The sequence below is a fragment of the Stappia albiluteola genome, from assembly GCF_014050225.1.
GTDB classification, from domain to species: Bacteria; Pseudomonadota; Alphaproteobacteria; order Rhizobiales; family Stappiaceae; genus Hongsoonwoonella; species Hongsoonwoonella albiluteola.
Genome location: NZ_JACFXV010000043.1, coordinates 308,287 through 330,241 on the forward strand (window position 1 = coordinate 308,287; position 21,955 = coordinate 330,241).

At 64.4% G+C, this 21,955-nt stretch carries 23 protein-coding genes; 10 read left to right on the top strand and 13 right to left on the bottom strand.

Features of this window, described 5'->3' with window-relative positions:
- The first annotated feature begins 18 nt into the window (after positions 1-18).
- The 5 genes from H2509_RS05715 to H2509_RS05735 all read left to right on the top strand — a co-directional run bounded on the left by H2509_RS05715 (position 19) and on the right by H2509_RS05735 (position 4,550).
- Positions 19-768 carry a biotin/lipoate--protein ligase family protein gene (locus tag H2509_RS05715; protein ID WP_182163176.1) on the top strand — a complete coding sequence of 250 codons (750 nt, stop codon included), beginning with the start codon at positions 19-21 and terminating at the stop codon, positions 766-768.
- A gap of 1 nt (position 769) precedes the next feature.
- Positions 770-1,252 carry a DUF6505 family protein gene (locus tag H2509_RS05720; protein ID WP_182163178.1) on the top strand — a complete coding sequence of 161 codons (483 nt, stop codon included), beginning with the start codon at positions 770-772 and terminating at the stop codon, positions 1,250-1,252.
- A gap of 30 nt (positions 1,253-1,282) precedes the next feature.
- Positions 1,283-2,299 (top strand): DUF6352 family protein, encoded by a 1,017-nt coding sequence (locus H2509_RS05725; protein WP_182163180.1) that lies wholly within the window; start codon positions 1,283-1,285, stop codon positions 2,297-2,299.
- Positions 2,300-2,423: 124 nt separating this feature from the next.
- Positions 2,424-3,374 (top strand): DMT family transporter, encoded by a 951-nt coding sequence (locus tag H2509_RS05730; protein ID WP_182163182.1) that lies wholly within the window; start codon positions 2,424-2,426, stop codon positions 3,372-3,374.
- Positions 3,375-3,617: 243 nt separating this feature from the next.
- Positions 3,618-4,550, top strand: a complete 933-nt coding sequence (locus H2509_RS05735) for a DMT family transporter (RefSeq protein ID WP_209001810.1) — start codon at positions 3,618-3,620, stop codon at positions 4,548-4,550.
- Here the strand turns inward: H2509_RS05735 and H2509_RS05740 are convergent.
- Complete coding sequence (locus H2509_RS05740) at positions 4,524-5,351, bottom strand: DUF2182 domain-containing protein (protein WP_182163184.1); 828 nt, start codon at positions 5,349-5,351, stop codon at positions 4,524-4,526. The two genes, H2509_RS05735 and H2509_RS05740, sit on opposite strands and share 27 nt — an antisense overlap.
- 9 nt (positions 5,352-5,360) lie before the next feature.
- Positions 5,361-6,002, bottom strand: a complete 642-nt coding sequence (locus tag H2509_RS05745) for a DUF1326 domain-containing protein (RefSeq protein WP_182163186.1) — start codon at positions 6,000-6,002, stop codon at positions 5,361-5,363.
- Positions 6,003-6,354: 352 nt separating this feature from the next.
- Between H2509_RS05745 and H2509_RS05750 the strand changes: the two genes are divergently transcribed.
- Positions 6,355-7,572: a multidrug effflux MFS transporter gene (locus tag H2509_RS05750; protein ID WP_182163188.1), complete on the top strand. Its 1,218-nt coding sequence runs from the start codon at positions 6,355-6,357 to the stop codon at positions 7,570-7,572.
- A gap of 22 nt (positions 7,573-7,594) precedes the next feature.
- On the top strand, positions 7,595-9,016 hold the full coding sequence (locus H2509_RS05755; protein ID WP_182163190.1) for a multicopper oxidase family protein: 1,422 nt from the start codon (positions 7,595-7,597) through the stop codon (positions 9,014-9,016).
- Between the two features lie 38 nt (positions 9,017-9,054).
- Here the strand turns inward: H2509_RS05755 and H2509_RS05760 are convergent, their stop codons facing one another.
- On the bottom strand, positions 9,055-9,336 hold the full coding sequence (locus H2509_RS05760) for a DUF3144 domain-containing protein (RefSeq protein WP_182163192.1): 282 nt from the start codon (positions 9,334-9,336) through the stop codon (positions 9,055-9,057).
- 3 nt (positions 9,337-9,339) lie between these two features.
- Positions 9,340-11,379 (bottom strand): 4Fe-4S dicluster domain-containing protein, encoded by a 2,040-nt coding sequence (locus H2509_RS05765; protein WP_182163194.1) that lies wholly within the window; start codon positions 11,377-11,379, stop codon positions 9,340-9,342.
- 190 nt (positions 11,380-11,569) lie between these two features.
- Here H2509_RS05765 and H2509_RS05770 point away from each other — a divergent pair, with 190 nt between their 5' ends.
- The 3 genes from H2509_RS05770 to H2509_RS05780 all read left to right on the top strand — a co-directional run bounded on the left by H2509_RS05770 (position 11,570) and on the right by H2509_RS05780 (position 14,021).
- Positions 11,570-12,100 (top strand): DUF3305 domain-containing protein, encoded by a 531-nt coding sequence (locus tag H2509_RS05770; RefSeq protein WP_182163196.1) that lies wholly within the window; start codon positions 11,570-11,572, stop codon positions 12,098-12,100.
- Positions 12,101-12,103: 3 nt separating this feature from the next.
- Positions 12,104-12,766, top strand: a complete 663-nt coding sequence (locus tag H2509_RS05775) for a DUF3306 domain-containing protein (protein WP_182163198.1) — start codon at positions 12,104-12,106, stop codon at positions 12,764-12,766.
- Between the two features lie 742 nt (positions 12,767-13,508).
- Positions 13,509-14,021: a GNAT family N-acetyltransferase gene (locus tag H2509_RS05780; RefSeq protein WP_182163200.1), complete on the top strand. Its 513-nt coding sequence runs from the start codon at positions 13,509-13,511 to the stop codon at positions 14,019-14,021.
- Here the strand turns inward: H2509_RS05780 and H2509_RS05785 are convergent.
- From H2509_RS05785 to pyrE, 9 genes are all read right to left on the bottom strand, one after another.
- On the bottom strand, positions 14,018-14,488 hold the full coding sequence (locus H2509_RS05785) for a GNAT family N-acetyltransferase (protein WP_182163202.1): 471 nt from the start codon (positions 14,486-14,488) through the stop codon (positions 14,018-14,020). The two genes, H2509_RS05780 and H2509_RS05785, sit on opposite strands and share 4 nt — an antisense overlap.
- Before the next feature lie 21 nt (positions 14,489-14,509).
- Positions 14,510-16,759 (bottom strand): DNA topoisomerase IV subunit A, encoded by a 2,250-nt coding sequence (parC, locus tag H2509_RS05790; protein ID WP_182163204.1) that lies wholly within the window; start codon positions 16,757-16,759, stop codon positions 14,510-14,512.
- Between the two features lie 108 nt (positions 16,760-16,867).
- A complete protein-coding gene (gene recO / locus H2509_RS05795) occupies positions 16,868-17,602 on the bottom strand; it encodes a DNA repair protein RecO (protein WP_182163206.1) in 735 nt (244 codons plus the stop codon).
- Between the two features lie 38 nt (positions 17,603-17,640).
- Positions 17,641-18,606 carry a GTPase Era gene (gene era, locus H2509_RS05800; RefSeq protein WP_182163208.1) on the bottom strand — a complete coding sequence of 322 codons (966 nt, stop codon included), beginning with the start codon at positions 18,604-18,606 and terminating at the stop codon, positions 17,641-17,643.
- Entirely contained in the window at positions 18,545-19,258 is a 714-nt protein-coding gene (gene rnc, locus H2509_RS05805) for a ribonuclease III (RefSeq protein WP_182163210.1), read from the bottom strand. The genes era and rnc overlap by 62 nt, the downstream gene beginning before the upstream one ends.
- A gap of 105 nt (positions 19,259-19,363) precedes the next feature.
- A complete protein-coding gene (gene lepB / locus H2509_RS05810; RefSeq protein ID WP_182163801.1) occupies positions 19,364-20,116 on the bottom strand; it encodes a signal peptidase I in 753 nt (250 codons plus the stop codon).
- 157 nt (positions 20,117-20,273) lie between these two features.
- The gene (acpS, locus tag H2509_RS05815) at positions 20,274-20,711 is read right to left on the bottom strand and encodes a holo-ACP synthase (RefSeq protein ID WP_182163212.1); all 438 of its coding nucleotides are present in this window, start codon (positions 20,709-20,711) and stop codon (positions 20,274-20,276) included.
- A 29-nt stretch (positions 20,712-20,740) separates the two neighbouring features.
- On the bottom strand, positions 20,741-21,313 hold the full coding sequence (locus H2509_RS05820) for a DUF2062 domain-containing protein (RefSeq protein ID WP_182163214.1): 573 nt from the start codon (positions 21,311-21,313) through the stop codon (positions 20,741-20,743).
- Between the two features lie 46 nt (positions 21,314-21,359).
- On the bottom strand, positions 21,360-21,941 hold the full coding sequence (gene pyrE / locus H2509_RS05825; protein WP_182163216.1) for an orotate phosphoribosyltransferase: 582 nt from the start codon (positions 21,939-21,941) through the stop codon (positions 21,360-21,362).
- Positions 21,942-21,955: the final 14 nt, after the last annotated feature.

A 21,955-nucleotide genomic window follows, 5' to 3' on the forward strand; every position in this document is an offset into this window, starting at 1 on the left:
ACCATGCCGGAGCGCGCCGTGACACCTGTGGAGCCAAGTTTTCCGCCCCTGCTGACCGGTATTGCGGTCGATGCCGGGACCGATGCCTTTGCGGCTGCCTGCGAGGGCGCGCGACGGGGCGAACTGGGCGCCGGGGATTTTGTCTGGTCGCGCGCCATCGACCGCATTTCGGTCGCTCTGGTGCTGGAGCCGGATGTCGACCGGCGGCGCGCCCGCGAAATGCTGTTCGTCGCCATGGTGGCGCTGGCCGATGCGATCGGCGCCAATACGCCGCCGGAATTCGCCTTTACCTGGCTATGGCCGGCAACGCTTCGGGCGAACGGTGCCGCTGTAGGGCAAATGCGCTACCAGGAAGCCCCGGCCGCAAGCGACGACGCCACTCCGGACTGGCTCGCCGTGGGTATCGAGATCCGGTTGTTCGATGTGACCGCGCCCGAAGGGGAACCTGGCGAGCGGCCCGACAGAACAACGCTTGCCGAGGAAGGGGCAGGAGACCTTGAGGCCGGCGAGATGATCTCTTCGCTTGCCCGTCACTGGCTTACCTGGATCCATCGCTGGGAAACCGACGGCATTCGCCCGGTGCACGAGGCCTGGCTGTTTCGTGCCGACGGCTATGGCAAGGAGGTGGCGCTGCCGTCGCTGCACGGAGAGGCGAAGGGCATCTTTCTCGGACTGGACGAGGCCGGCAATCTTTTGCTGAAGGCGGAGGGCGGCGTCAGGCTGCTTTCGCTTGCGGAGCACCTTGCAATCCAGCGGCCAGAGGCCTGAGATGCCGCGTTTTCTGAAGGCCATCCGCCTCGATATCTCCGACGTCCATGTGTTTCCGCAGGCGGCGGAGCCCGGCGAACCGGTCCTCCCCGGCGCATTCGTCTTTCACGATGTCCGACCGGAAGACCTCGCCGGCAAGCTGCGGCAGGCCTTCGTCTCCGGTTTCCTGTCGCTTGAGACATTCGGCTGGACGACGCTTGCAACGCCGGTGGACCTCAGCGATGGCGAGATCGAAGCCCTGACGCTGCGCCTTGCTGAGCATTTCATGTCGCACTACGGCGCTCCGAGCATGGAGGCGGCGCTTCCCGTGGCGCGGCAGGAAATTCAGGATACGGTGGAGCTTGCCAGCGGCCTTGCAATCAACGCGCTTCTGGCGGTCAAGCGCGAGCGGGACGAGACGGGCGCCATGCGCGAAGCTTTTCATCTGGTGACGCCATCAGGCGAAAAGCCGCATGCATGCGTCTGGGATGTCGAGGAAGATTAGGATCCGAACTCGGTTCGAGAAGGGAGTGGAATGCGGGATTTCTGGAGATCGGCGGGCATGCATCTCGTCGGCAGGGACAAGAACGGCTGGCTGACGGTCACGCCGGATTTCCTGCGCGCTTACTACACCCGTCCGGAGATCCATCCTGTCGAGGACTCCTGCCCGGCGGAGCATGCGCTTTTCGAAAGATTGATGACCGATCCGCTTGCCGTTGTCTCCGCGAACGAGATCGAAGCCATCGTCGATCCGGATACCGCCGAAAACTACCGCATCATTCTCGCCTTCCGCGATCACCTGGTGCGTCACGGCACAATCGAGGGCGCTTATGCCGCGTTGTTCGAGCCGGCTGCGAGCATCGTCATTCCGCCGATATTCATCGACCAGATGGTGCATCTGATTGTCCGCAACATCCTGCGCAACGTCCATGATCCGCTGCGGGTGAGGGCGGGGGAGATCTTGTTTCGCGAACAGGCCGTCACTGTCGACGAGGGCCAACTCATGCTTGCGGATGCCGAGATCGTCGAAATGTATGCCGAGAATGGCGGCTTCGGCGGGCTTGGCGCGCTGCTCGCCGAGGCCGGTACGCCGATGCGCGAGGTTACGCTCGACGTGATCGGGGAGGACAACGCGGATATCTACTGGGAGCGTTCGGACCGGTTCGACACGGCGATCGATTTCCGCTTCACCCAGCCGGCGCAAGATGCCTTCGCCCGCGTGCTCGAAGCCTGGATCCGGCATTTCCTTGGGGTGGAGGTGCGGGTGCAGCCGCAGCGCTCCATTCGCGACGAGCGCTGGTCCTGGCATGTCGGCCTCGATGCGGAATCGACGCGTATCCTGAACGCGCTCTACGAGGGCAAGCCGGTTGGCGAGGAAGACCTGTTCCGCGTCGTGGCCCTGTTCCGCCTCGACTTCGAAAATCCCGGCGACATGCGCGACGAACTGCGCGGTAAGGCCGTCTGGATGGCGCTCGCCATGGGGCCGGATCAGGTCGTACGGATGAAGCCGCAGAACCTGCTCACCAATCTGCCGGTAAAGCGGCGCAACTGATCGCAACGCATGGCAGCTTCCCGCAGTTAGCGCTTGCGGCCACGGCGGGCGCGGCCTAAAGCGAAGGACCCTGATCGCTGCGCCCCGCATTGCCGGCCGAGCGCCGCCCCTTCCGGAACCTGTCATGGACCTTCGCGAGAATACGCGCGCCGTCGTGGCGATGATGGCTGCAATGCTGGCCTTCATCGCCAACGATTCCATCGTCAAGCTGATCGCCGATCGTCTGCCGCTCGGCGAGATCATGTTCGTGCGTGGCTGCATGGCGATCGTCATCGTGCTGGCGATCGCCCATTTCACCGACCAGCTGCGCGAATTCCGCCACATCGTTCACTGGACGGTGCCGACGCGCGCCTTCGGCGAAGTGGCGGCGACGGTGCTCTATCTCACGGCGCTGTTCAACATGCCGATCGCCAACGCGACGGCGATCCTGCAGGCCCTGCCGCTGATGGTGACGGCCGGTGCCGCGATCTTTCTCGGCATGCCGGTCGGCTGGCGCCGCTGGACGGCGATCGCCATCGGCTTTGCCGGTGTGCTGCTGATCGTCCGCCCGGGTGTCGCAGGCTTCAACCTCTATTCGCTGGTCGCGCTGTTCGGCGTTGTTTTCATGGCGATGCGCGACCTCGTCACCCGCGGCATGCCGAAGGTGGTCCCGACGCTCGGCGTGACCCTGGCCACGCTTGTCGGCGTGGCGCTCACGGGTCTCGCGCTGTCCGCCACAGAAACCTGGATCATGCCGCCGGCGAGCGATCTGGCGCTGCTTGCCTTCGCGGCAGTCTCGATCAATATCGGCTTCGTCTGCCTGATCTTTTCCATGCGCACCGGCGACGTGACCTTCGTCGCGCCGTTCCGTTATTCGATGATCGTCTGGGCGATCCTGCTCGGCTATGCCGTGTGGGGCGACGTGCCGGATGCTTTGACGCTGGCGGGCACCTTCGTCGTCGTTGCCAGTGGCATCTACAGTTTCTTCCGGGAGCGCAGCCTGGCGCTGGCCGGCACCCGGCCCGTCCCCAGTCACGGCACGGGCAGGCCAATGGAGCCGAGCGCCGTGGTTGTGGAAGGAGACGAGACGACCTGACGCCGCTTTCGTCGGCCGCTTGCTAAAAATCATACAAATATGATAGCAATGGCTTTGCAATCCATCGGCGATTGCAGCCTTGCCTGTCCAATTTCCTCAGCTTTCCCAAACCCTGGCCTATGAGGTCGTGTTTCGCCTCATGCCACCGTCGGCGGGAAGCTGAGGCTCTTTTTCTCAGGCGTTTCATTCCCGCCCTGGCGCTTGGCCCCATCGCGGTATGAACCTGCTCATCGAGGGGTAGCGGTGTTGCTGCAGGACAATGGCCGTGCGGCGGTTGCGGTCATGCTTTCCATGCTGGTGGGGATCGTCAACGATACCTGCGTGAAGCTTGTCGCGAGCCGCCTGCCGCTTGGCGAGATCATGTTTCTCCGTGGCATTCTGGCCCTGGCGCTCGTGTTCGCCTATTGCATGGCCACCGGCGCGTTTCGCCATTTCTCCGGCCTCCGGCATCGATTGGTGATCGTGCGTGTCGCGGCGGAAGTGGGGGCCGCACTGCTCTATCTGCCGGCGTTGTTTCGCCTGCCGCTCGCCAATGCGACGGCGATCCTCCAGTCGTTGCCGCTGATGGTGACGGCGGGGGCGGCCCTGTTTCTGGGGGCGCCGGTCGGCTGGCGCCGCTGGCTCGCCATCGCGCTCGGCTTTACCGGCGTGCTGATCATCGCACGGCCCGGACTGGAGGGGTTCAATATCTGGGCGCTCGTGGCGCTTGCCGGCGTTGCCTGCGCGGCGCTGCGGGATCTGGTCACGCGGTCGCTGCCTGCCGGAATATCGTCGTTCGGGATCACGGTGCTCACCCTTGTTGGCATATGTGCCGCCGGGCTCGGCCTCACCTCCGTCGAGGACTGGGTGATGCCGACACGGCGGGAACTCGTCCTTCTTCTTGCCGCCGCCGTCTTTTTCAACGGGGCGTTCCTGCTGATGATCTTTGCCATGCGCACGGGCGAGATCGCCGTTGTCGCGCCGTTCCGCTATTCGATCATCGTCTGGGCGATTGGCCTCGGCTTCGTCGTCTGGGGGGAGGTGCCGGACGCCTTCACGCTGCTGGGCGCTGCCGTCATCGTGGCGACGGGCATCTACAGCTTCCTGCGCGAGCGCAAACTCGCACGCAGGCCCGATCTGGCCTCCGGCCCGACCCGGATACTGCCCGCCTCAGGCCAACATCAGCCAGAGGCCTGATACGAGGAAAACCACGCCTGCGAGGCGCGAGATCGCCTCACCCCGGGGCAGCAGCTTTTCGAGCAGCACAAGGATCGCAAGCCCGGCGATCCAGACCAGGTTCATGATACCGCCGACGAAAAGCAAGGCCATCAGCAAGAGGCAGCAGCCGAGACAGTAAAGCCCGTGCGTCAGGCCCATGCGAAACGCGCCGGCGGTACCACGGCGATAGTGACGGGCGAGAAACACGGCCGGCGCGCGGCAATGCCGCAGGCATGCCTGCTTGAAGGGGGAAAACTGGTAGGCGCCGGCCATGATCAGAAAGGCGCCGGAAAACTGCCGGTCGATGCTCCACATCAGCATGGCATGCACGAGCCCGGCAAGTTCCAGCGCCCATTGCAGGCCCGTCGCGACCACGCTGAAGACGAGCCAGGCTGCCAGATATCCGCAGAAAAAAGCGAAGGTCGGCGCGGCCGCGGTTTCCAGCTTGCCACGACCAGCCTCGTGGCGATGCGCCGTGCCGTAGAGCAGCACCATGGGCGCAGCACTCGGCGTCATCATGGCGATCATCATCACCCACCACATGACGACCATGGTCACGGCGTAGGCGAGCGTCCAGTCGGTCACCATCGACGGACGTTCCGGCGGTGGGAACGACCATGTGGTCATGGCGGTGACGCTCATGCCGGTGCCGGCGCCCATCAGCAGCCACCACCACGACAAGCCCGTGATCAGCACCAGGCCGGTCACCGTAACCATCTGATCTCGAAGCAGTATCCGCTCCGTCAGCGTCCTGCCGCCGGGTTCGGGTTGCTCTGCCATCCTGTCGCCTCAGACGCTGCGGTGGCGGACGACCCCGTGATTGTTGAGATGCAGGTGGGCGAATTGCGCGTAGCTGTTCTCCAATGTGAAGGCGACAGGCCCCTTCGCCGTGCTGCTGCCGGATCCGACCTCGGCGATCTCATATTCGAAGCCATGCGGCAGGTCGATGCGTACGCGATGCTCGGCTCCTGTCACCGGATTGCGAATAGGTTGGCCGGTACTGTCGACGACATTTGCAACCTTGTAGCGGCCACGACGGCCCTCGACGTCGACCTCGAAGGCGATCGGCGCGAAGACCGGATCGTAGACCGTCTCCATCGTCGACGCGAACACCGAAAAGACAGTCGCCATCGGATCGGTGTCCTCGCCGGACATGATCTTCAGCACAGCTTCCCGCTGCTGCGGGCTCGCCGCCTCGTCGACGAAGGGCTGGCAGCGCCCGTGCCCCATATGGATCGGGCCGGGCCAGGCGAATACGCCGCCGAATCTCACGCCCTTCAGGTCTACATCGCCGTAATGCCCTTCCGTGATCTCCTGGCAGACGACAGCCTGACAGTGACCGTGGGTAGGCAGCGCGTTGAACTGGCAGGGGCAGCCATAGGCGCAGTTGCAGTTCGCGAACTCGGTGGTGCGGATTTCCCATGGCGTCATTGCGGAGTCCTTCCTCATGAAGTTGAAGGTCTGCATGGCCGATAATGTAAATGTAGTACAAAAGTACTTATCTCGTAAGACGTTATCTTACTAAAATTTTGCGAGTTCCCATATTTGTATTCAGGAAGGTTTTGGCGAAAATTTCTCGCTTTTCTGCATCGAAACGATAGGTGCGTGAGCTGTTCTCTATCCGGATGAACGATCCCGCCGTCCGGATATTCAGGCAACGATTGCCAGGCGCGGTTCGCAGGGAGCACCCGGCCAGGCCCTTCGGGTAACCGGCGGATGCGGGCGCGTGCTTGCCGCCGCAATTGGGCTTGCCGCACCGGCCTGCGGGTCCAATATAGGCGCCATGACAAACAATGCCTTAGCGCCGGCATTCGACCGGCGGCCATCCCTTGCCATCCTCGTGATTGTCTCCGCCGTCAATCCCCTGGCTATGAACATCTACCTGCCGTCGATGCCGACGCTGGTCGGCACCTTCGACACCACGCTCGCGCAGGCGCAGCTGACGCTTTCGCTTTATCTCGCGGCGGTCGCGGTCGCCCAGATCGGTATCGGGCCGCTGTCGGATCGCTTCGGCCGCCGGCCCGTGCTGTTGTGGGGACTGGCAATCTTCGTGGTGGGCAGCCTGATCTGCGCCTATGCGGGGTCGCTCGCTGCATTTCTGGTCGGCAGGCTGTTGCAGGCCGCCGGCGGCTGTACGGGCATCGTGCTCGGACGCGCTATCGTGCGCGACATGTACGACCGCCAGCAATCGGCCAGCATGATCGGCTACGTCACCATGGGCATGGCGGTCGCGCCGATGGTCGGGCCTGCGGTCGGCGGAGCGATCGATCAGGCGTTCGGCCTGACGGCGATTTCGCTGGCCATGGTCGCGGTCGGACTGGTCGTGCTGGTCGCGGCGATCGCCGACCTGCACGAGACCAACAGGACGCGGATCCCCGCCGGCATCGGCGCGCTGTGGCGGAGCTATCGCACGCTGATGGCGATCCCGGCCTTCTGGGCCTATGCGCTGACGGCTGCCTTCACCTCCGCCGTATTCTTCGCCTTTCTCGGCGGCGGGCCGTTTGTCGCTGCGGAAATCCTCAGGATGACGCCCTCCGAATACGGCCTCTATTTCATGTTCGTCGCCATAGGCTACATCGTCGGCAACTGGATTTCGGGCCGCTATTCGGCGATGGCCGGCGTCGCGATGATGATCCTTGCCGGAAATCTGGTGCTGCTCATGGCGATCGGGCTCATCGGCCTGCTGTTCTCCGCCGGCTTCCTGCATCCCCTGTCGCTGTTCGGTCCGGTCTTCTTCGTCGGCCTTGCCAATGGCATCTGCCTGCCGAGTTCGATTGCCGGCGCCGTCAGCATCCGGCCGGAACTCGCGGGAGCGGCATCGGGTCTTGCCGGCAGCCTGCAAATCGGCTTCGGCGCCATCACATCGGCGCTCGTCGGCTGGCTGCTTTCCGGGGTATTGTGGCCGGGGACCGTCTGGCCCGTCATCATGATGATGGCGATCATGGCCGTGCTGACGCTGATCAGCGGCATGGCGGCACGGCTGGTCGATCCTGATGCCTGACATCGAATTTAGGAGTGTTTGAATGAAACCGTTCCGGTCGCTGCCGGTGGACCGCAGGGCGTTTCTTGGCGGTTGCGGCGCCATGCTCGCTACCTCGTTGCTCCCGCGCGCCGGCGTTGCCGGAGGCACGCCGGTGACGATTACGGCGCGGCCGGGGCAGGCGTCGCTGCTGGAGGATGGCGGACCGCTTGCCGATATCTGGGGCTATGACGGCGGCGTGCCCGGTCCCGCGCTGCGCATGCGGCAGGGCGAGACGCTGTCTGTCCTCTTCCGCAATGACCTGCCGCAGCCATCCACGATCCACTGGCACGGCATCCGTATCGACAATGCCTATGACGGCGTTGCCGGGCTGACGCAGGAGGCCGTGCCACCGGGCGAGACGTTCGAATATCGCATCACCGCACCCGACGCCGGCACCTACTGGTATCACCCGCACAATCGCTCCTGGGAACAGCTGGCCCGCGGCCTCTATGGCGTCCTCGTCGTCGAGGAGCCGGGCGCGAAGGCCTATGACCGCGAGCAGGTGCTGGTCTTCGACGACTGGCGCCTTGGCGAGGACGGACGGATCGACGAGGCGACATTCGGCAACATGCACGACTGGAGCCATCACGGCAGGCTCGGCAACGTGCTGACTGTCAACGCCGCGCCCTATTTCACGGCACCGGGAAGGCCGGGCGAGCGGCTTCGCCTGCGTATCCTGAACACGGCGAACGCCCGCGTTCTCTCCCTGCGTTTCGCCGGTTTGTCGCCTCGGGTGATCGCCCTCGACGGCCAGCCGGTCGAGCCCCATGCGCTGAATGCGGACACGCTCGTCATCGCGCCGGCCCAGCGGGCGGACCTGATCGTCGACATTCCCCTCGGCGGCGGCCGCTTTCCCATCGAGGAAGTCAGCCTACAGCCCTATGCGGCAGCGGAAATCGTGGCGGCGGGCGAGGCCATCGTTCGCATTGCGCCTCTGCCGGAAGACATAGGGCTACCGGCCAACCCCCTGCCGGCTCACCTTGCCATGAACGACGCGCTGCCGGTCGAACTGCTGATGCAGGGCGGGGCCATGGGCTCGCTGCGCGAGGGCAAGTTCCACGGCAGGATGATGGATATTCGCGAGCTGGTGCAAAACGGCATGGCCTGGACCTTCAACGGCACCGCCGGCAGCCATCACGATCCGGCGCTGTTTTCCGCGCCGCGCGGACGGACGGTGCATATGCCGATCGTCAATGACACCAACTGGCAGCATGCGATCCATATTCACGGCCATCATTTCAGGGTGCTGTCGCGCGACGGCAAGCCCGAAGCGGCGCCGGTCTGGCGGGATACGGTTCTTACCGAACCGGGAGAACGCGTCGAGATCGCGTTCGTCGCCGACAATCCGGGCAAATGGATGATCCATTGCCACATGCTGGAGCATCAGGCGGCCGGCATGGGCGCGTGGTTCGAGGTTGCCTGACGAGGCCGGACGGCCACACGCCTTGCGGAACCCGGGCTTCAGCCAAGTTCGGGATCGGCAAGGTGCTGGCGAAGCATGTCGCGATAGTCGTTGACCATCGCCTCCACGAATTCCTCGTGATTGTCGACCTCCAGCACAGCCTTGGCGACATGCGCATTGTAGCGTGCCGCGGCCCACAGGAAGGCCATGTGCAGGTCGGTGGCGGGCACCTTGCGGTTCTCCCGGTTCGCGAGGTCGATGAAGCGGCCGGCCAGCTCCAGGAATACCTTGGTGTCGATCTCGCCCCCGGCGCGGGCGGCCCGCCGCTCTTTCCGGTTCATCCCTTAATTGTCCTTCAGGAAGTCGTCGATGGATAACCCGCTCTTCTCGGCGGAGAGATAGTCGTCGGTGGTGGTGATGCGCGGCCGGCCGGCGACCTTCATCGGATTGTCGCCGACTTCCCATTGCGCCGCCACGCGGCAGTCGTCGCACATGCCGATCAGCGCCACCTGCTCGGGCCGTTGGAACATCCAGTGCTTTCCCGACAGGCGTTCGGAAATCCGCCTGATGCTCGACTGCGTGCCGAAGGGCTTGCCGCAGCGCGTGCAGAGCGCAGGCTCCTCCTCATGCAGCACCGCCGGCCGCAAGGCACTGTCGTCGGCATTGTAGCGTGCTTCCAGCGTGATCACCTTTTCCGGGCAGGTCGCGGCGCAAAGCCCGCATTGCACGCAGGCAGTCTCCGTCAGCGAAACCTGAGGCCGGTCGGGATTGTCGGAAAGCGCATTGACCGGGCAGGCGCCGACGCAGGCGAGGCAGAGCGTGCAGCCGTCGCCGTCGATCTTGATGCGGCCATAGGGAGCGTCATCGGGAAGGGCAATGACGTCCGGCGCATCCTTAGCCCGCTCCAGCAGTGCTGTGATCGCCGCCCGCGCCACGTCGCGCTTGCCGCCGACGGGGTCGAAGCCAGAGGGCTGAACCACGGGAGCGGTCCTTGCCTTCGCCCGGCATGCCGTGTCGAGCCGGTCCGGGTCGCTCTCGCTCAGGATCTCGAACAGGCCGTCGGTGTCGTGGCCCATGCCGGCAAGCAGGGCGCTGGCGATGCCGATCTCTGCCTGAAGTGGCACCAGTTCGTCGGCCTTTTGCGGCGGCGACAGGAAGATCAGGCGGCTGGCGCCGGCGAGGATCGCCGCAAGCATCTGCTCGTGGCCTGTCGCAGTCACCGCATGCATTGCGAGCGGTAGAACGTTACCCGGCAGACCGTCTCCGAAGCGGGCGAGCGCCGAGATCATCTCCGTGCCGTGGGGATCTTCATGCAGCAGCAGGACGGGGTTCTTTCCGCCAGCCTCGCGATATGAGGCAAGCAGCGTCTGCATCCGGCGGATCTGATCGCCGCGCCCCGGATACTGGTAGAAGACGGCCCCCGTCGGGCAATGGGCCGCGCAGGAGCCGCAGCCGCCGCAAATGCCGGCATCGACCGCGATCCTGTCGCCGTCTTCCGTTATGGCGCCGGCCGGGCAGGCATCCAGGCAGTTGCTGCAGCCCACCTTGCCGGATCGGCCATGGGCGCAGATATCGGCATCGTAACCGACATAGAACGGCTTTTCGAACGTGCCTACCATGTCGGAAAGAGCAAAGATCGCCCGCGCCACGGCGGCCGGGTCACGCGGGTCGGCGCGGAAATAGCCGTCCCGCTTTCGCGGCGCGGCAATCGGAGCGGTTCCCTCCGAAAGATCGAGGATCAGGCTGCACCTGGCGCGCGCGCCATCGCGCGGCAGGCCGAACTGCGGCGTCCGGCGGGAGGAGGGGAGCAGTTGCGCATAGCCGTCCACCACCACGTCGAAGCCGCCGAAGGATCCGGCCGCGGACCTGAGCCTGCCGGAAAAGACCGGGAAATCCGCCACGGCCGGGAGCAGCGCATCCTCCGCCTCGCTGAGGACGAGCGTCACCGAAAGGCGGCCTTCCAGCTCCCGCGCCGCATCGATTGCCGCCTGACCTGCACCATAGACAAGGCAGAGCCCGTCGCTTTCGACCGTGCGCAGCGGCGCGGGCGCGGGCTCCAGCATCGCCTCGGCCAGCAAGGCCGCGATCTTGGGGTGCGGATCGGTATCGGACGCGCACCAGCCGGCCCGTTCGCGGATATTGGCAAACGCAATGTCCGCTTCCGGCGCCTGCTCGCCGGCCACCTCGGAAAACAGCGGCGCTTCCTGCGTGCAGGCGACCAGGAGCGGTTCGCCCGTGCGGATGGCCTTCTCGAAGGCGTCGAGCTGCGTACGGCAGAGATGGCTGTGCAGCGGTTCTTCGCCGAAGGCACCGAGACGTCCGGGGTCGAGGGCCATCGTCCTCTCGCAGTTGCACAAGAGCACGCGCCGGCGCTTCATACCCATTCATGTCCTCCCGTGCGCCCCGACAGCCGGGACGCCATGCCGCTGATTGAGCGGCAATTTCTTGTCGTTACCCTATTTGTAGGGGGCGCAACCATGGTTGCCAAGTAAACTCGGACTTTCTGCGCTTGCCATTGTCAAATCCCTGCCGTCACTCCAGAATTGTCCTGAAAGATCGATTGGGAGGTCGCCCTTGGCGAAGGAAGTGTCCAGGCAGTTCGGCGTCGTGCTTCAGCGCCGGCCCGCAGTGTCGAAATGGGCGGACTGGGTTTGGTCGGTGGCGGATATTGTTCCCGATGCCCCGGCTACTGACGGCTGGCGCGAAATCGCCCGCGAGGGCGATGTCGTCCGCTACATGAACGCGCCTTTCACCGCGACGCTTTATGAGAAGATGGTGGAGGCTTACGATTCCAATATCGAGACGGGCCAGCCGGCAATATGGGTGGCTCTTGCCGAAAACGATGCCGGCGACCCGCCCTGGCGGGTAATCGGCGTGACGGTCGACCCCTATCAGGCGCAAAGCTGGCAAGAGGCGGGCGAGGGGCTGGTGGAACGTATTGCTCTGGCTCCCGATGCGGTGGCGTGGATGGCGCGGTTCCTTCAGGAGGTGCCTGAAGCGCCTGCCTTCCGCAAGAGGCGGCGGGATTCCGCGAAGGTCGAGGAGCCGCAGTTCGGCAAGACGCCGATCTTTTCGCCGGAGCATCGCCGCAGCGAGCAGGATTGAGATATGGGCGAGGAAGAAGGATTCCTGAAGCGCTGGTCCCGCCTCAAGCAGGAGGCCCAGACCGAGCCTGAAGCGCCGACGGCGGAAGAGGAAACTCAGGACGAACTCGACGTGATCGTCGAAGAGGCCGAGGATATCGAGGCCGCCAACCGGGCAGCTGCCGAGGCGGTCGATCTGGAAGGCCTCAGCTATGATTCCGATTTCTCCGTCTTTCTGAAGAAGGGCGTGCCCGCAGCGCTGAAGAATGCGGCGCTGCGCAAGCTGTGGGCCTCGAACCCCGTACTTGCCAATGTCGACGGCCTCAACGACTACGATGAGGATTTTCGCCTCGGCAATCAGCTCGGGCGAGAGTTCAGATCGGCTTGGGAGGCCGGGCGCGGCTATGCCCGCAAATTCGAGGAAATGAGGAAGAAGGCGGCGGAGGCTTCCGGCACGGAGCCGGTTGCCGGAGCTGCTCCCACGGATGCGCCGTCTCAGCCGGCGGACGAGACACGGCCCTCCGGGCCCGATGCGGAACCGGACGCCGATGACGGTGCGGACAGTCATGCGGCGGCTCCCGGGCCCGCGGCGGCCGACGATCCCAAAGCGTTCCCGGACGAGCCACGGGAGGACGAGAAGCCGAACAAGGTTTCCCTCAGGAGGCGGATGACCTTCGGAGAAGGTTGAGTGTCCGGCCAACTTTCGGCGGGCGACTGGATGCGTAGCCTTTCCGCCCGTCTTCGCCGGGCCCTGTACCGGGAAACCGGGACCCGGCGATCCATCGGAAGGCTGTGCGGCAAGGGGTGATATCGCGTGGATACGCGGGTCAAGCCCGCGTATGACGAGCCGAGAGGGTACGGAAGAGGGGTAACCCCACACTCCGCCGTCATCCCGGGCGAGTGAGGCGCAGCCGAACGATGACCCGGATCCGGAAATCAGCGCGGGCGCAGCCCGTACCTAATCCAATTCAAGATGCGCTGCCTCTCCCTTCGTCATTGCCGGGCTTGACCCAGCAATCCATCGGACGATGGCGAAATGTGCTGGCGCCAAATGGATACGCGGGTCGAGCCCGTGTATGACGAACCGAGAGGCTGGAACGAAGAGGGAGCTGCACGCTCCGTCATGCCCATGCAGGCTGGTATCCAGTCAGCAATTGCGCGGTTCATGATGCTGAAGCAGCCCTCTGCCGGCTGCCTCAATTCACGCGAAACGCGATTACCGATTTTTAGGATGCGTGGCAGCGGTCTATAGGAAGGTTCGTTAAGGCGTGCCGGTATATCGCGGCCGGTACTTGATAACATTTTTTCGGAGATTATCGGTGACGAAGCCGAATCCGGGCCGGCAGCGCCCTTTTGAAATCCTGGCTTCGATACCGCCGACTCCGCCTGGAGACGCCATCGCCAGTTGGGTAGCCTCGGATCGCCGCGTCATGCGGTACTTCCTTGGCGACGAGGAACGGCGGCGACGCCTCTTCCTGCCGGGACTGGATCGATCCCGTATCGTCGCGGTGGTCAGCGGCACCAATATCCTCGGATACGCATCCTTCAAGCTTGGCAATCGCGGCCCCCTCAATCCGGTATTCGCCGATTTCCGCCGCGAATATGGCGCCGTCCCCGGGCTCGTCAGGATGATGATCTTTCATGCCGTCGAGTGGCGTGAGAGGGCGGCGGGACAATTCTACGTCTACGGCATCTTCGTGAAGCCGAAACATCGCCGCAAGGGCGTCGGCAAGATGCTGCTCGCGGCGCTTGTCGAACGGGCTCGCCGCGAAGGCGCACCCGTCATCGAACTGGAAGTGGCCGAGAATAACGAGCGGGCCATCAGCCTCTATGAGGGCTATGGGTTCACGGTGACGCGACGGGTCGGCATCGGTTTCCTCCGTCGCTTCTTTCCGTTCTCCGCGCTGCTGCGGATGCAACGACCGTCGGGAGACGCCGGCTAGAGTATCTTCTCCACCGCATGATTGTGGATCGGCGTACCGGCGACTTCGAAGTCGCGCCGGCCCAGATGCCGGAAGCCGTGCTTGAGGAAAAAGGGCAGGGCGACTTCGCTCGCCTCGGCATAGAGACGACCGATCTCCAGATTCCGCGCGGCTTCTTCCAGCGCTTCGTAGAGCCGCGAGGCGACGCCCCGGCCGGCAGCTTCCGGCGCACAATAGAAGAAGTGGATGTGCCCGTCCGTTTCAAGATCGGCAAAGGCAAGCGGCAAGTCATCGTCATCCGCGGCGACAAGGCGATACCGTCCGTCGACCATTAAGGCCCGAAAGTGTTCCGGTGAGGGAGCAAGGTTGGCCCACTCTTCGACCTGATCGGGAGCGTAGCCGCGCGGCCCGAGTTCGAGCACGGACCTCCGATAAAGATCGTTCAGGGCCGGCGCGTCGTCCGGCCGATAGGGGCGTATTGCCGGCATCGGTCACTCCGGATGGCGATGTCAGAGCGAGCGCTTGCCGAAGCTGTTGGAGCGCGGGAAGCCGTTGGGCGGCAGGCGGCCTGCCTGGGCACGGTCGCCGCGCCAGTCGGCCAGATCCTCAAGCGTGCGGGTGAAGCTGCGCCCGGAACTGTCCTGCCAGGTCAGGCCTTCGCTGCCGTTGAACACCAGCGCATCGGAAATGCCGCCATCACGGAAGCGCTGCAGTCGGACACCGCGCCCGCGCGTCATCTCCGGGATCTGCGCCAGCGGGAAGACGAGCAGCTTGCGGTTCTCGCCGATCACGGCGACGAAATCTCCGTCGGCCGCCACGCAAAGCCGCGCTTCCTCGGGCAACGTCACGTTGAGCACCTGCTTGCCCTTGCGGGTGTTGGCGACGACGTCGGCTTCCTTCACCAGGAAGCCGCGAGCCTCTGAAGAAATGACGAGCAGCCGGCGCCCGGGCTTGTGTACAAAGACGTCGATGACGTCCTGTCCTTCCTCCATGTCGACCATCAGCCGGATCGGCTCGCCGTGGCCGCGCCCGCCCGGCAGCTTGTCGGCGCCGATCGTATAGATCTTGCCGCCGGTGGTGAAGACGAGCAGCTTGTCCGTCGTTTCGGCGAAGAAGGAGATCTTCAGCTTGTCGCCCTGCTTGAAGGCGAGGGTGGAGAGATCCTGCTGATGTCCCTTGAGCGCGCGGATCCAGCCCTTTTCCGACACGATGATGGTAACCGGTTCCTTTTCGATCATCGCGTGGTGCAGGTCGCCGACGTCGTGGTTCGGCGCTTCGGCAAATCCGGTGCGGCGCTTGCCAAGCTCCGTATCCGGGCCGAAGGCCTTGCCGATCTCCGTGACCTCTTTGCCGATCCTCGTCCACTGGCGCTGCTCGGAGCCGAGCAGGGCATTGAGCTCCGCCTTTTCCTCGGTCAGCTTCTGGTGTTCCTTGCGGATCTCCATTTCCTCGAGCTTGCGCAAGCTCCTCAGCCGCATGTTGAGGATAGCTTCCGCCTGCACGTCCGTCAGCTTGAAGGTTCGGATCAGCTCCGCCTTGGCATCGTCCTCCTCGCGGATGATGCGGATCACCTCGTCGAGGTTCAGGTAAGCGACAAGGTAGCCTTCCAGCACCTCCAGCCGGTGCTCGATCTGGCCGAGCCGGTATTCGGAGCGGCGGACCAGCACTTCCTTGCGGTGCTCCAGCCACTCCTGCAACGCCTGCTTCAGGCCCATCACCATCGGAACGCGGCCGCGCGACAGCACGTTCATGTTGAGGGAGAAGCGGCTTTCCAGGTCGGTGAGCTTGAACAGCGATTCCATCAGCAGCGCCGGATCGACATTCTTCGACCTCGGCACCAGCACGACGCGCACGTCCTCCGCGCTTTCGTCGCGGATATCGTCCAGCAGTGGCAGTTTGCGGGCCTGCAGCAGTTCGGCGATCTTCTCGATCAGGCGCGACTTCTGCACCTGGTAGGGAATCTCGGTGACGATCACCTGCCAGGTACCGCGTCCGAGGTCTTCCACCTCCCAGCGTGCGCGGACGCGGAAGCCGCCGCGGCCCGTCTCATACGCTTCGAGCAGGCCAGCCTGATCGTCCACCAGCAGGCCGCCGGTCGGGAAGTCCGGCCCCTTGACGAACTGCAGCAGGTCGCTCGTTTCCGCGCGCGGATTCTTGATGAGATGAAGTGCCGCATCGCAAAGCTCCGCCGCATTGTGCGGCGGAATGGAAGTCGCCATGCCCACGGCGATACCGGAGGAACCGTTGGCCAGCAGGTTCGGGAAGCCTGCCGGCAGGACGACCGGCTCCCTTTCCTCACCGTCATAGGTTTCGCGGAAGTCGACAGCATTCTCGTCCAGCCCGTCGAGCAGGCGGCGGGCAACCTCCGTCAGGCGGGCCTCGGTATAGCGCATGGCAGCGGCGTTATCGCCGTCGATATTGCCGAAATTGCCCTGTCCGTCGACCAGCGGATAGCGCTGCGCGAAATCCTGCGCCAGACGTACAAGCGCGTCATAGACGGCCTGGTCGCCATGCGGATGATATTTACCGATGACGTCGCCAACCACGCGGGCGCATTTCTTGAAACCGGCACCGGGATCGAGCTTCAACAGCCGCATGGCATATAGCAGGCGGCGGTGAACCGGCTTCAACCCGTCGCGCACATCCGGCAGCGCGCGATGCATGATCGTCGACAGCGCGTAGGCGAGGTAGCGTTCCTCAAGCGCTTCGCGCAGATTGATCGGTTCTATGCCACCGGGCGGAATCAGTTCGTTTCCCATATGTTCCGGTTACCGCCTTTCCTTTGTCAAGACAACGGGATTGCGGTTGAATTTGCACAGAAAAGCGCAGAATTCCGCCGATTTCTCGCGATCCGGGGTTTTCGGGTATCAGCCCGACGCGCGCAGCACGGCCTGGATCAGACCTTCGCGTGCGTCCGACGGCTGAATGCCCCTCGGCTCCCAGACGTATCGGTGCAGGAAAAAGCCGGTCATCCGGAAGGCTTCCCCGATCGCCTGCCCGTCAGCTTGGCGCGGTTCGGCTCCGGTGGCCAGTAGGAAGGCGGGTAGCGGCAGCATCCGGTCCGCGTAGGGCGCGCCGGCATCCCGGCTGACAGCGCGGCCGGATTTCGGCGATACGAAGACCAGGTCCTCACGGCGCCCCGTCGCCGCGCACTGACTGAGGTCTAGGCCGAAACCCAGTTCGTTCAACACCTGCAATTCGAAGCGCACGGCGAGAGCGCCCGCGATTTCCGCGTTTTCGAGATGGTCGAGTACCACTTCCAGAGCGTCGTAGAGGGCAGGGTGCGGATCGCGCTCGGGCAGCAGTCGCAACAGTGCCGCCAGCGCCTGAATGGCGTAGATGCCGATCGCGCTTTCCATCAACTCGGCGGCCCTCAAGCGCACAGGCTCCACGGCATAGTTGCCCAGATGCCCGTCAAGCCTCGCCCGCCAGACGAGACCCACCTTGTTGCCGGGCTGCAGGCTTGCCTGATGGCGTCGGCTCCTGCCGCCACGCACGAGGCCGAGGTGACGGCCGCGCTCGCGCGTCATCGCTTCGACGATGACGTCGTTTTCCCCGTGCCGCCGGCAGCCGAGGATCACCCCTTCGCCCGCCCATTCCATCGCCTTGTCCCGTTATCCGCGCATGTGGCTAATAATGCTCAGTGCGGAAAATCGAGCCCCATCTCGCGGTAGCGCTCGGGGTCGTCCGCCCAGTTTTCCCTCACCTTGACGAAGAGGAACAGGTGAACGGGCTGCTCCAGCACCTCGGCGATCTCGGTGCGCGCGGCCTGCGAGATCGCCTTGATCGTCTGTCCGTTGCGGCCGAGCACGATGCTCTTCTGGCTGTCGCGCTCCACGTAGATCGTCTGTTCGATCCTGACGGAGCCATCCTTGCGCTCCTGCCAGCTTTCCGTCTCCACCGTCGAGATATAGGGCAGTTCCTCGTGCAGGCGCAGGAACAGCTTTTCACGCGTGATTTCGGCCGCCAGCATCCGCATCGGCAGGTCCGAGGCCTGATCCTCCGGGTAAAGCCACGGCCCGGCCGGCACCTCGGCGGCGAAGAAATCGAGCAGGTCCTCGACGCGGTCGCCCGTCAGCGCGGAAACCATGAAGGTGCGGACGAAGTCGCAGCGCTGGTTCAGCTCCTGCGCCAGCGCCAGCAGGTTCTCGCGTTTCGTGACATCCACCTTGTTAAGGATCAGCACCTTGCGCAGGCGGATATCGGCGAGCTTCTCGAGGATCTTCTCGTTCTGCTCGTCGATCCCCTTGCGTGCATCGATCAGCAGCGCCACGAGGTCAGCGTCCTTCGCCCCGCCCCAGGCGGTGTCGACCATGGCGCGGTCGAGCCGGCGCTTGGGCCTGAAGATGCCGGGCGTGTCGACGAAGACGATCTGTGACGGTCCGCGCATGGCTATGCCGCGCACGATCGCGCGGGTCGTCTGCACCTTGTGCGTCACGATCGACACCTTGGTGCCGACCAGTGCGTTGAGCAGCGTCGACTTGCCGGCATTCGGCGCACCGATCAGCGCCACGAAGCCGGCGCGTGTCTCCGCGTCCTGTTGTTCACTCACTGCCTGATTTCTCCGTCCAGACGCCTTCGCGGACCAGTGCCGCCTCGGCTGCATTCTGCTCGGCGATCCGCTTCGAGCCGCCGATGCCGATAGCCGGCGCATAGCCATGCACATTCACCGCGACCGTGAAGGTCGGCGCATGGTCGGGGCCGCCGCGCTCCGTGACCTGATAGACCGGCGGTTCCAGGCCCTTGCCCTGCGCCCATTCCTGCAGGCTCGTCTTGGCATCGCGCAGATTGCCCTTGAAGGACAGCATGCGCTGGCGCCAGAAGCGATCGACGAACGTGGATGCCGCCTCGAAACCGGCATCCAGGTAGACAGCAGCGATCAGCGCCTCGCAGACATCCGCAAGGATTGCCGCTTTCTTGCGACCGCCGGTCTGCGCCTCTCCCTCGCCGACACGCAGCGCCGGCCCCACGTCCAGTTCGGCGGCGACCGCCGCGCAGGTCTCGCGCTTGACGAGCTGGTTGAGCCTGCGCGCCAGTTCGCCCTCGTCCGCATCCGGAAAGGCTTCGTGCAGCATTGCGGCGATCGCGAGCCCCAGCACGCGGTCGCCGAGGAATTCGAGCCGCTGGTAGTTCTTGGCCGGCGTGCCGTCCGCTTCGGCCGCCGAGGCATGCGTCAGCGCGCGTGCCAGAAGGGCGGGGTTCACGAAGCGATGCCCGATACGTTCTTCCAGCGCGCGCTCCATGCGGCGGTGGATCATGTCAGTCTCCAAAGTATCGACCTATTGGAAAACCGCGCATCGGCGGCGTGCCGGCGCGCGGTCATCTGCTTTGCAAAAGGCCGTCCAGGCCGGCCCGAGCGTGTGTCAAAGCGTACGGAACAGCCGGCTCCAGCGCACCGTCCACGGCCATTGCCAGAACATCCAGGCGGACGCGTCCTCGTCTATGGAGAAGAAGATCACTTCCGCGCGGCCCACGAAATTCTCGAAGGGCACGTATCCGACGGAGTTCAGCACCCGGCTGTCGGTCGAGTTGTCGCGGTTGTCGCCCATCATGAAGAAGTGTCCGGGCGGCACCTTGTAGATGCCGGTATTGTCCCAGGTGCCGCGGGTCGTCAGGTCCAGCGTCTCGTAGCTCACCCCGTTCGGCAGGGTCTCGCGGTAGCGCGGCACGCGGCGCACGCTGCCGAAGGTATCCTTGTCGATGAAATCGTCGATGCGCTCGCGCTTGACCGCCTCGCCGTTGATGTGCAGCACGCCGTCGATCATCTGGATCTCGTCGCCCGGCAGGCCGATCACGCGCTTGATGTAGTCGGTCGAATTGTCCTTCGGCAGCTTGAAGACGGCGATGTCGCCGCGCTCAGGCTCCGCCGACCAGACGCGCCCGTCGATCGGCGCGAGTCCGTAAGGGAAGGAGTAGCGCGAGTAGCCGTAGCTGTATTTCGACACGAAGAGATAGTCGCCGATCAGCAACGTATCCATCATCGAGCCGGAGGGGATGTTGAAAGGCTGGAAAAGCAGGGTGCGGACGATGAGCGCCAGGATCAGCGCCTGCGCGATCACCTTGACGGTTTCATAGTAACCGCCTTCCTTCGCCTTCTTTTCGTCAGACACGCTCATATCGTCCTTCGTCTCGCCCTCGGACATCGTTCTCAGCACTCCATCCCGATTTCGGGTTCGACTTCAGGCGAAGCAGCTTAGCGGATTCCCATCAAAAGGCTTGTATCGGCTCGCCTGTCGCAACGCAACGAATGTCGCGCGGCAAATCCACGTCCGCTCAGGTGTCGTCGCCTCGGCTCATTCCCGGCTGCGGCCAGTCGGGCGGCCAGGCGGTGATGACCACGAAGGCCTGCGCCAGGGGAAAATCGTCGGTGATCGTCAGGTCGATGCGGGCAATAAAGCCCTCCGGAACAAGCAATTGCAGCCGCTGTTCCGCGCTTCCCGTCAGCCGCATCGTCGGCTTGCCGGACGGAAGGTTCACGACGCCCATTTCCCGCCATGCCACGCCCATGCGGATGCCCGTGCCGAGCGCCTTGGAGCAGGCTTCCTTGGCCGCGAAGCGCTTGGCATAGGATGCGGCCCGCTCCTGACGGCGATCGGACTTGGCCCGTTCGATCTCGGTGAAGACGCGATTCGTGAAACGCTCGCCGAAACGGGCGAGCGTTTTTTCGATGCGGCGGATATCGATCAGGTCCGAACCGATGCCGATGATCATGTCAGGCCACGCCCTTGTCCTTGCGAAGGCTATTCTGTGGTTCCCGCATCCTTGCGGCGCCTTGCCAGTCGTTCGCGGCGCCCGTTCTGATAGGCGCTGACGCTGAAATAGACGATAAAATAGAAAAGCGCCCCAACCACAAGCCCGATCGGCACTGCGCCCACCAGCATGGGCTTGAGCAACGGCCAGATCGTGTCCAGGGATTTCTCCAGCAGGTTCTCGCCCAGCTGATGCCGCAGGCTGTTGGACTCCAGATGCCGCGCCTTACCCTCCAGGATCAGCGAGCCGAGTTTGTAGGTCGAGGCCCAGATAAAGGGGAAGGTGAGGGGATTGCCGACCACCGTGCCGAGAGCGGCTGCCAGCATGTTGCCGCCAATGAAGAAGGCGACGACGAAGCTGAGGACGAAATGCAGGCCGATGAACGGCGTGATGGAGGCAAAGGCTCCGGCCGCGAAACCGAGCGCGATCGCGTTCGGAGACGCTGTCAGCCGCAATACGCGCTTGGAGAAATAGCGGGCGGAGCGGGCGAAACTGTGCCGGGGCCACACCGCCACGCGCAGACGTTCCAGATGGGTCGGTTTCTGTCTGCGTCTAAAGAGCATGGGCGGCCGGTTTCTCCGTCTTGTTCTTATGCCCGCTTCGGGAAGGTCAGGTGAGTCCCCTGCTGCCCGGCTTCATCGCCGGCAACGCGGCAAGTTCCGGTGGCAGGGCATCCTCAGGATAGGCGGGGACCTTGTATTCGGCCAGCGCCACAAGAGGCGCGCCGGGATCGGCCTCGCCGCCGGAACGGTCGATCAGGCAGGTCACCGCAAGCACGTCGGCGCCGAGGGCGCGCAGCGCGTCCACGGTCTCTCGGCTCGAAAGGCCGGTCGTGACGATATCCTCCACGATCACGACCCGGGCCCCCTTCGGCATCTCGAAGCGGCGCAGGCGAAACTCGCCGCCCTCCCGCTCCACCCACATGGCGGGAATGGCCAGGTGGCGCGCGGTTTCGTAACCGGGGATCAGGCCGCCGAGGGCCGGGGAGACGACGTAGTCGATCGGGCCGGGCACCGATTCCCGGATCTTCGCCGCCAAAGCGCGGCATAGGATTTCGGTCTTTTCCGGGTACATGAAGACCCGGGCCTTCTGCAGGAAGACGGGGCTGTGCAGGCCGGACGATAGGATGAAGTGGCCTTCAAGCATGGCGCCCGCGTCGCGGAACACCTGCAATACCTCGTCTCGTGTCATGGCCGGTCCTGCTC

Excerpts from the sequence above, each read along its gene's own strand:
- H2509_RS05720 (WP_182163178.1), top strand. The coding sequence starts at position 770 with ATGCCGCGTTTTCTGAAGGCCATCCGCCTCGATATCTCCGACGTCCAT.
- H2509_RS05725 (WP_182163180.1), top strand. The coding sequence starts at position 1,283 with ATGCGGGATTTCTGGAGATCGGCGGGCATGCATCTCGTCGGCAGGGAC.
- H2509_RS05730 (WP_182163182.1), top strand. The coding sequence starts at position 2,424 with ATGGACCTTCGCGAGAATACGCGCGCCGTCGTGGCGATGATGGCTGCA.
- H2509_RS05740 (WP_182163184.1), bottom strand. The coding sequence starts at position 5,351 with ATGGCAGAGCAACCCGAACCCGGCGGCAGGACGCTGACGGAGCGGATA.
- H2509_RS05745 (WP_182163186.1), bottom strand. The coding sequence starts at position 6,002 with ATGACGCCATGGGAAATCCGCACCACCGAGTTCGCGAACTGCAACTGC.
- H2509_RS05750 (WP_182163188.1), top strand. The coding sequence starts at position 6,355 with ATGACAAACAATGCCTTAGCGCCGGCATTCGACCGGCGGCCATCCCTT.
- H2509_RS05755 (WP_182163190.1), top strand. The coding sequence starts at position 7,595 with ATGAAACCGTTCCGGTCGCTGCCGGTGGACCGCAGGGCGTTTCTTGGC.
- H2509_RS05760 (WP_182163192.1), bottom strand. The coding sequence starts at position 9,336 with ATGAACCGGAAAGAGCGGCGGGCCGCCCGCGCCGGGGGCGAGATCGAC.
- H2509_RS05765 (WP_182163194.1), bottom strand. The coding sequence starts at position 11,379 with ATGGGTATGAAGCGCCGGCGCGTGCTCTTGTGCAACTGCGAGAGGACG.
- H2509_RS05775 (WP_182163198.1), top strand. The coding sequence starts at position 12,104 with ATGGGCGAGGAAGAAGGATTCCTGAAGCGCTGGTCCCGCCTCAAGCAG.
- H2509_RS05780 (WP_182163200.1), top strand. The coding sequence starts at position 13,509 with ATGCGGTACTTCCTTGGCGACGAGGAACGGCGGCGACGCCTCTTCCTG.
- H2509_RS05785 (WP_182163202.1), bottom strand. The coding sequence starts at position 14,488 with ATGCCGGCAATACGCCCCTATCGGCCGGACGACGCGCCGGCCCTGAAC.
- parC (WP_182163204.1), bottom strand. The coding sequence starts at position 16,759 with ATGGGAAACGAACTGATTCCGCCCGGTGGCATAGAACCGATCAATCTG.
- recO (WP_182163206.1), bottom strand. The coding sequence starts at position 17,602 with ATGGAATGGGCGGGCGAAGGGGTGATCCTCGGCTGCCGGCGGCACGGG.
- era (WP_182163208.1), bottom strand. The coding sequence starts at position 18,606 with ATGCAGCCGAGGCGGCACTGGTCCGCGAAGGCGTCTGGACGGAGAAAT.
- rnc (WP_182163210.1), bottom strand. The coding sequence starts at position 19,258 with ATGATCCACCGCCGCATGGAGCGCGCGCTGGAAGAACGTATCGGGCAT.
- lepB (WP_182163801.1), bottom strand. The coding sequence starts at position 20,116 with ATGAGCGTGTCTGACGAAAAGAAGGCGAAGGAAGGCGGTTACTATGAA.
- acpS (WP_182163212.1), bottom strand. The coding sequence starts at position 20,711 with ATGATCATCGGCATCGGTTCGGACCTGATCGATATCCGCCGCATCGAA.
- H2509_RS05820 (WP_182163214.1), bottom strand. The coding sequence starts at position 21,313 with ATGCTCTTTAGACGCAGACAGAAACCGACCCATCTGGAACGTCTGCGC.
- pyrE (WP_182163216.1), bottom strand. The coding sequence starts at position 21,941 with ATGACACGAGACGAGGTATTGCAGGTGTTCCGCGACGCGGGCGCCATG.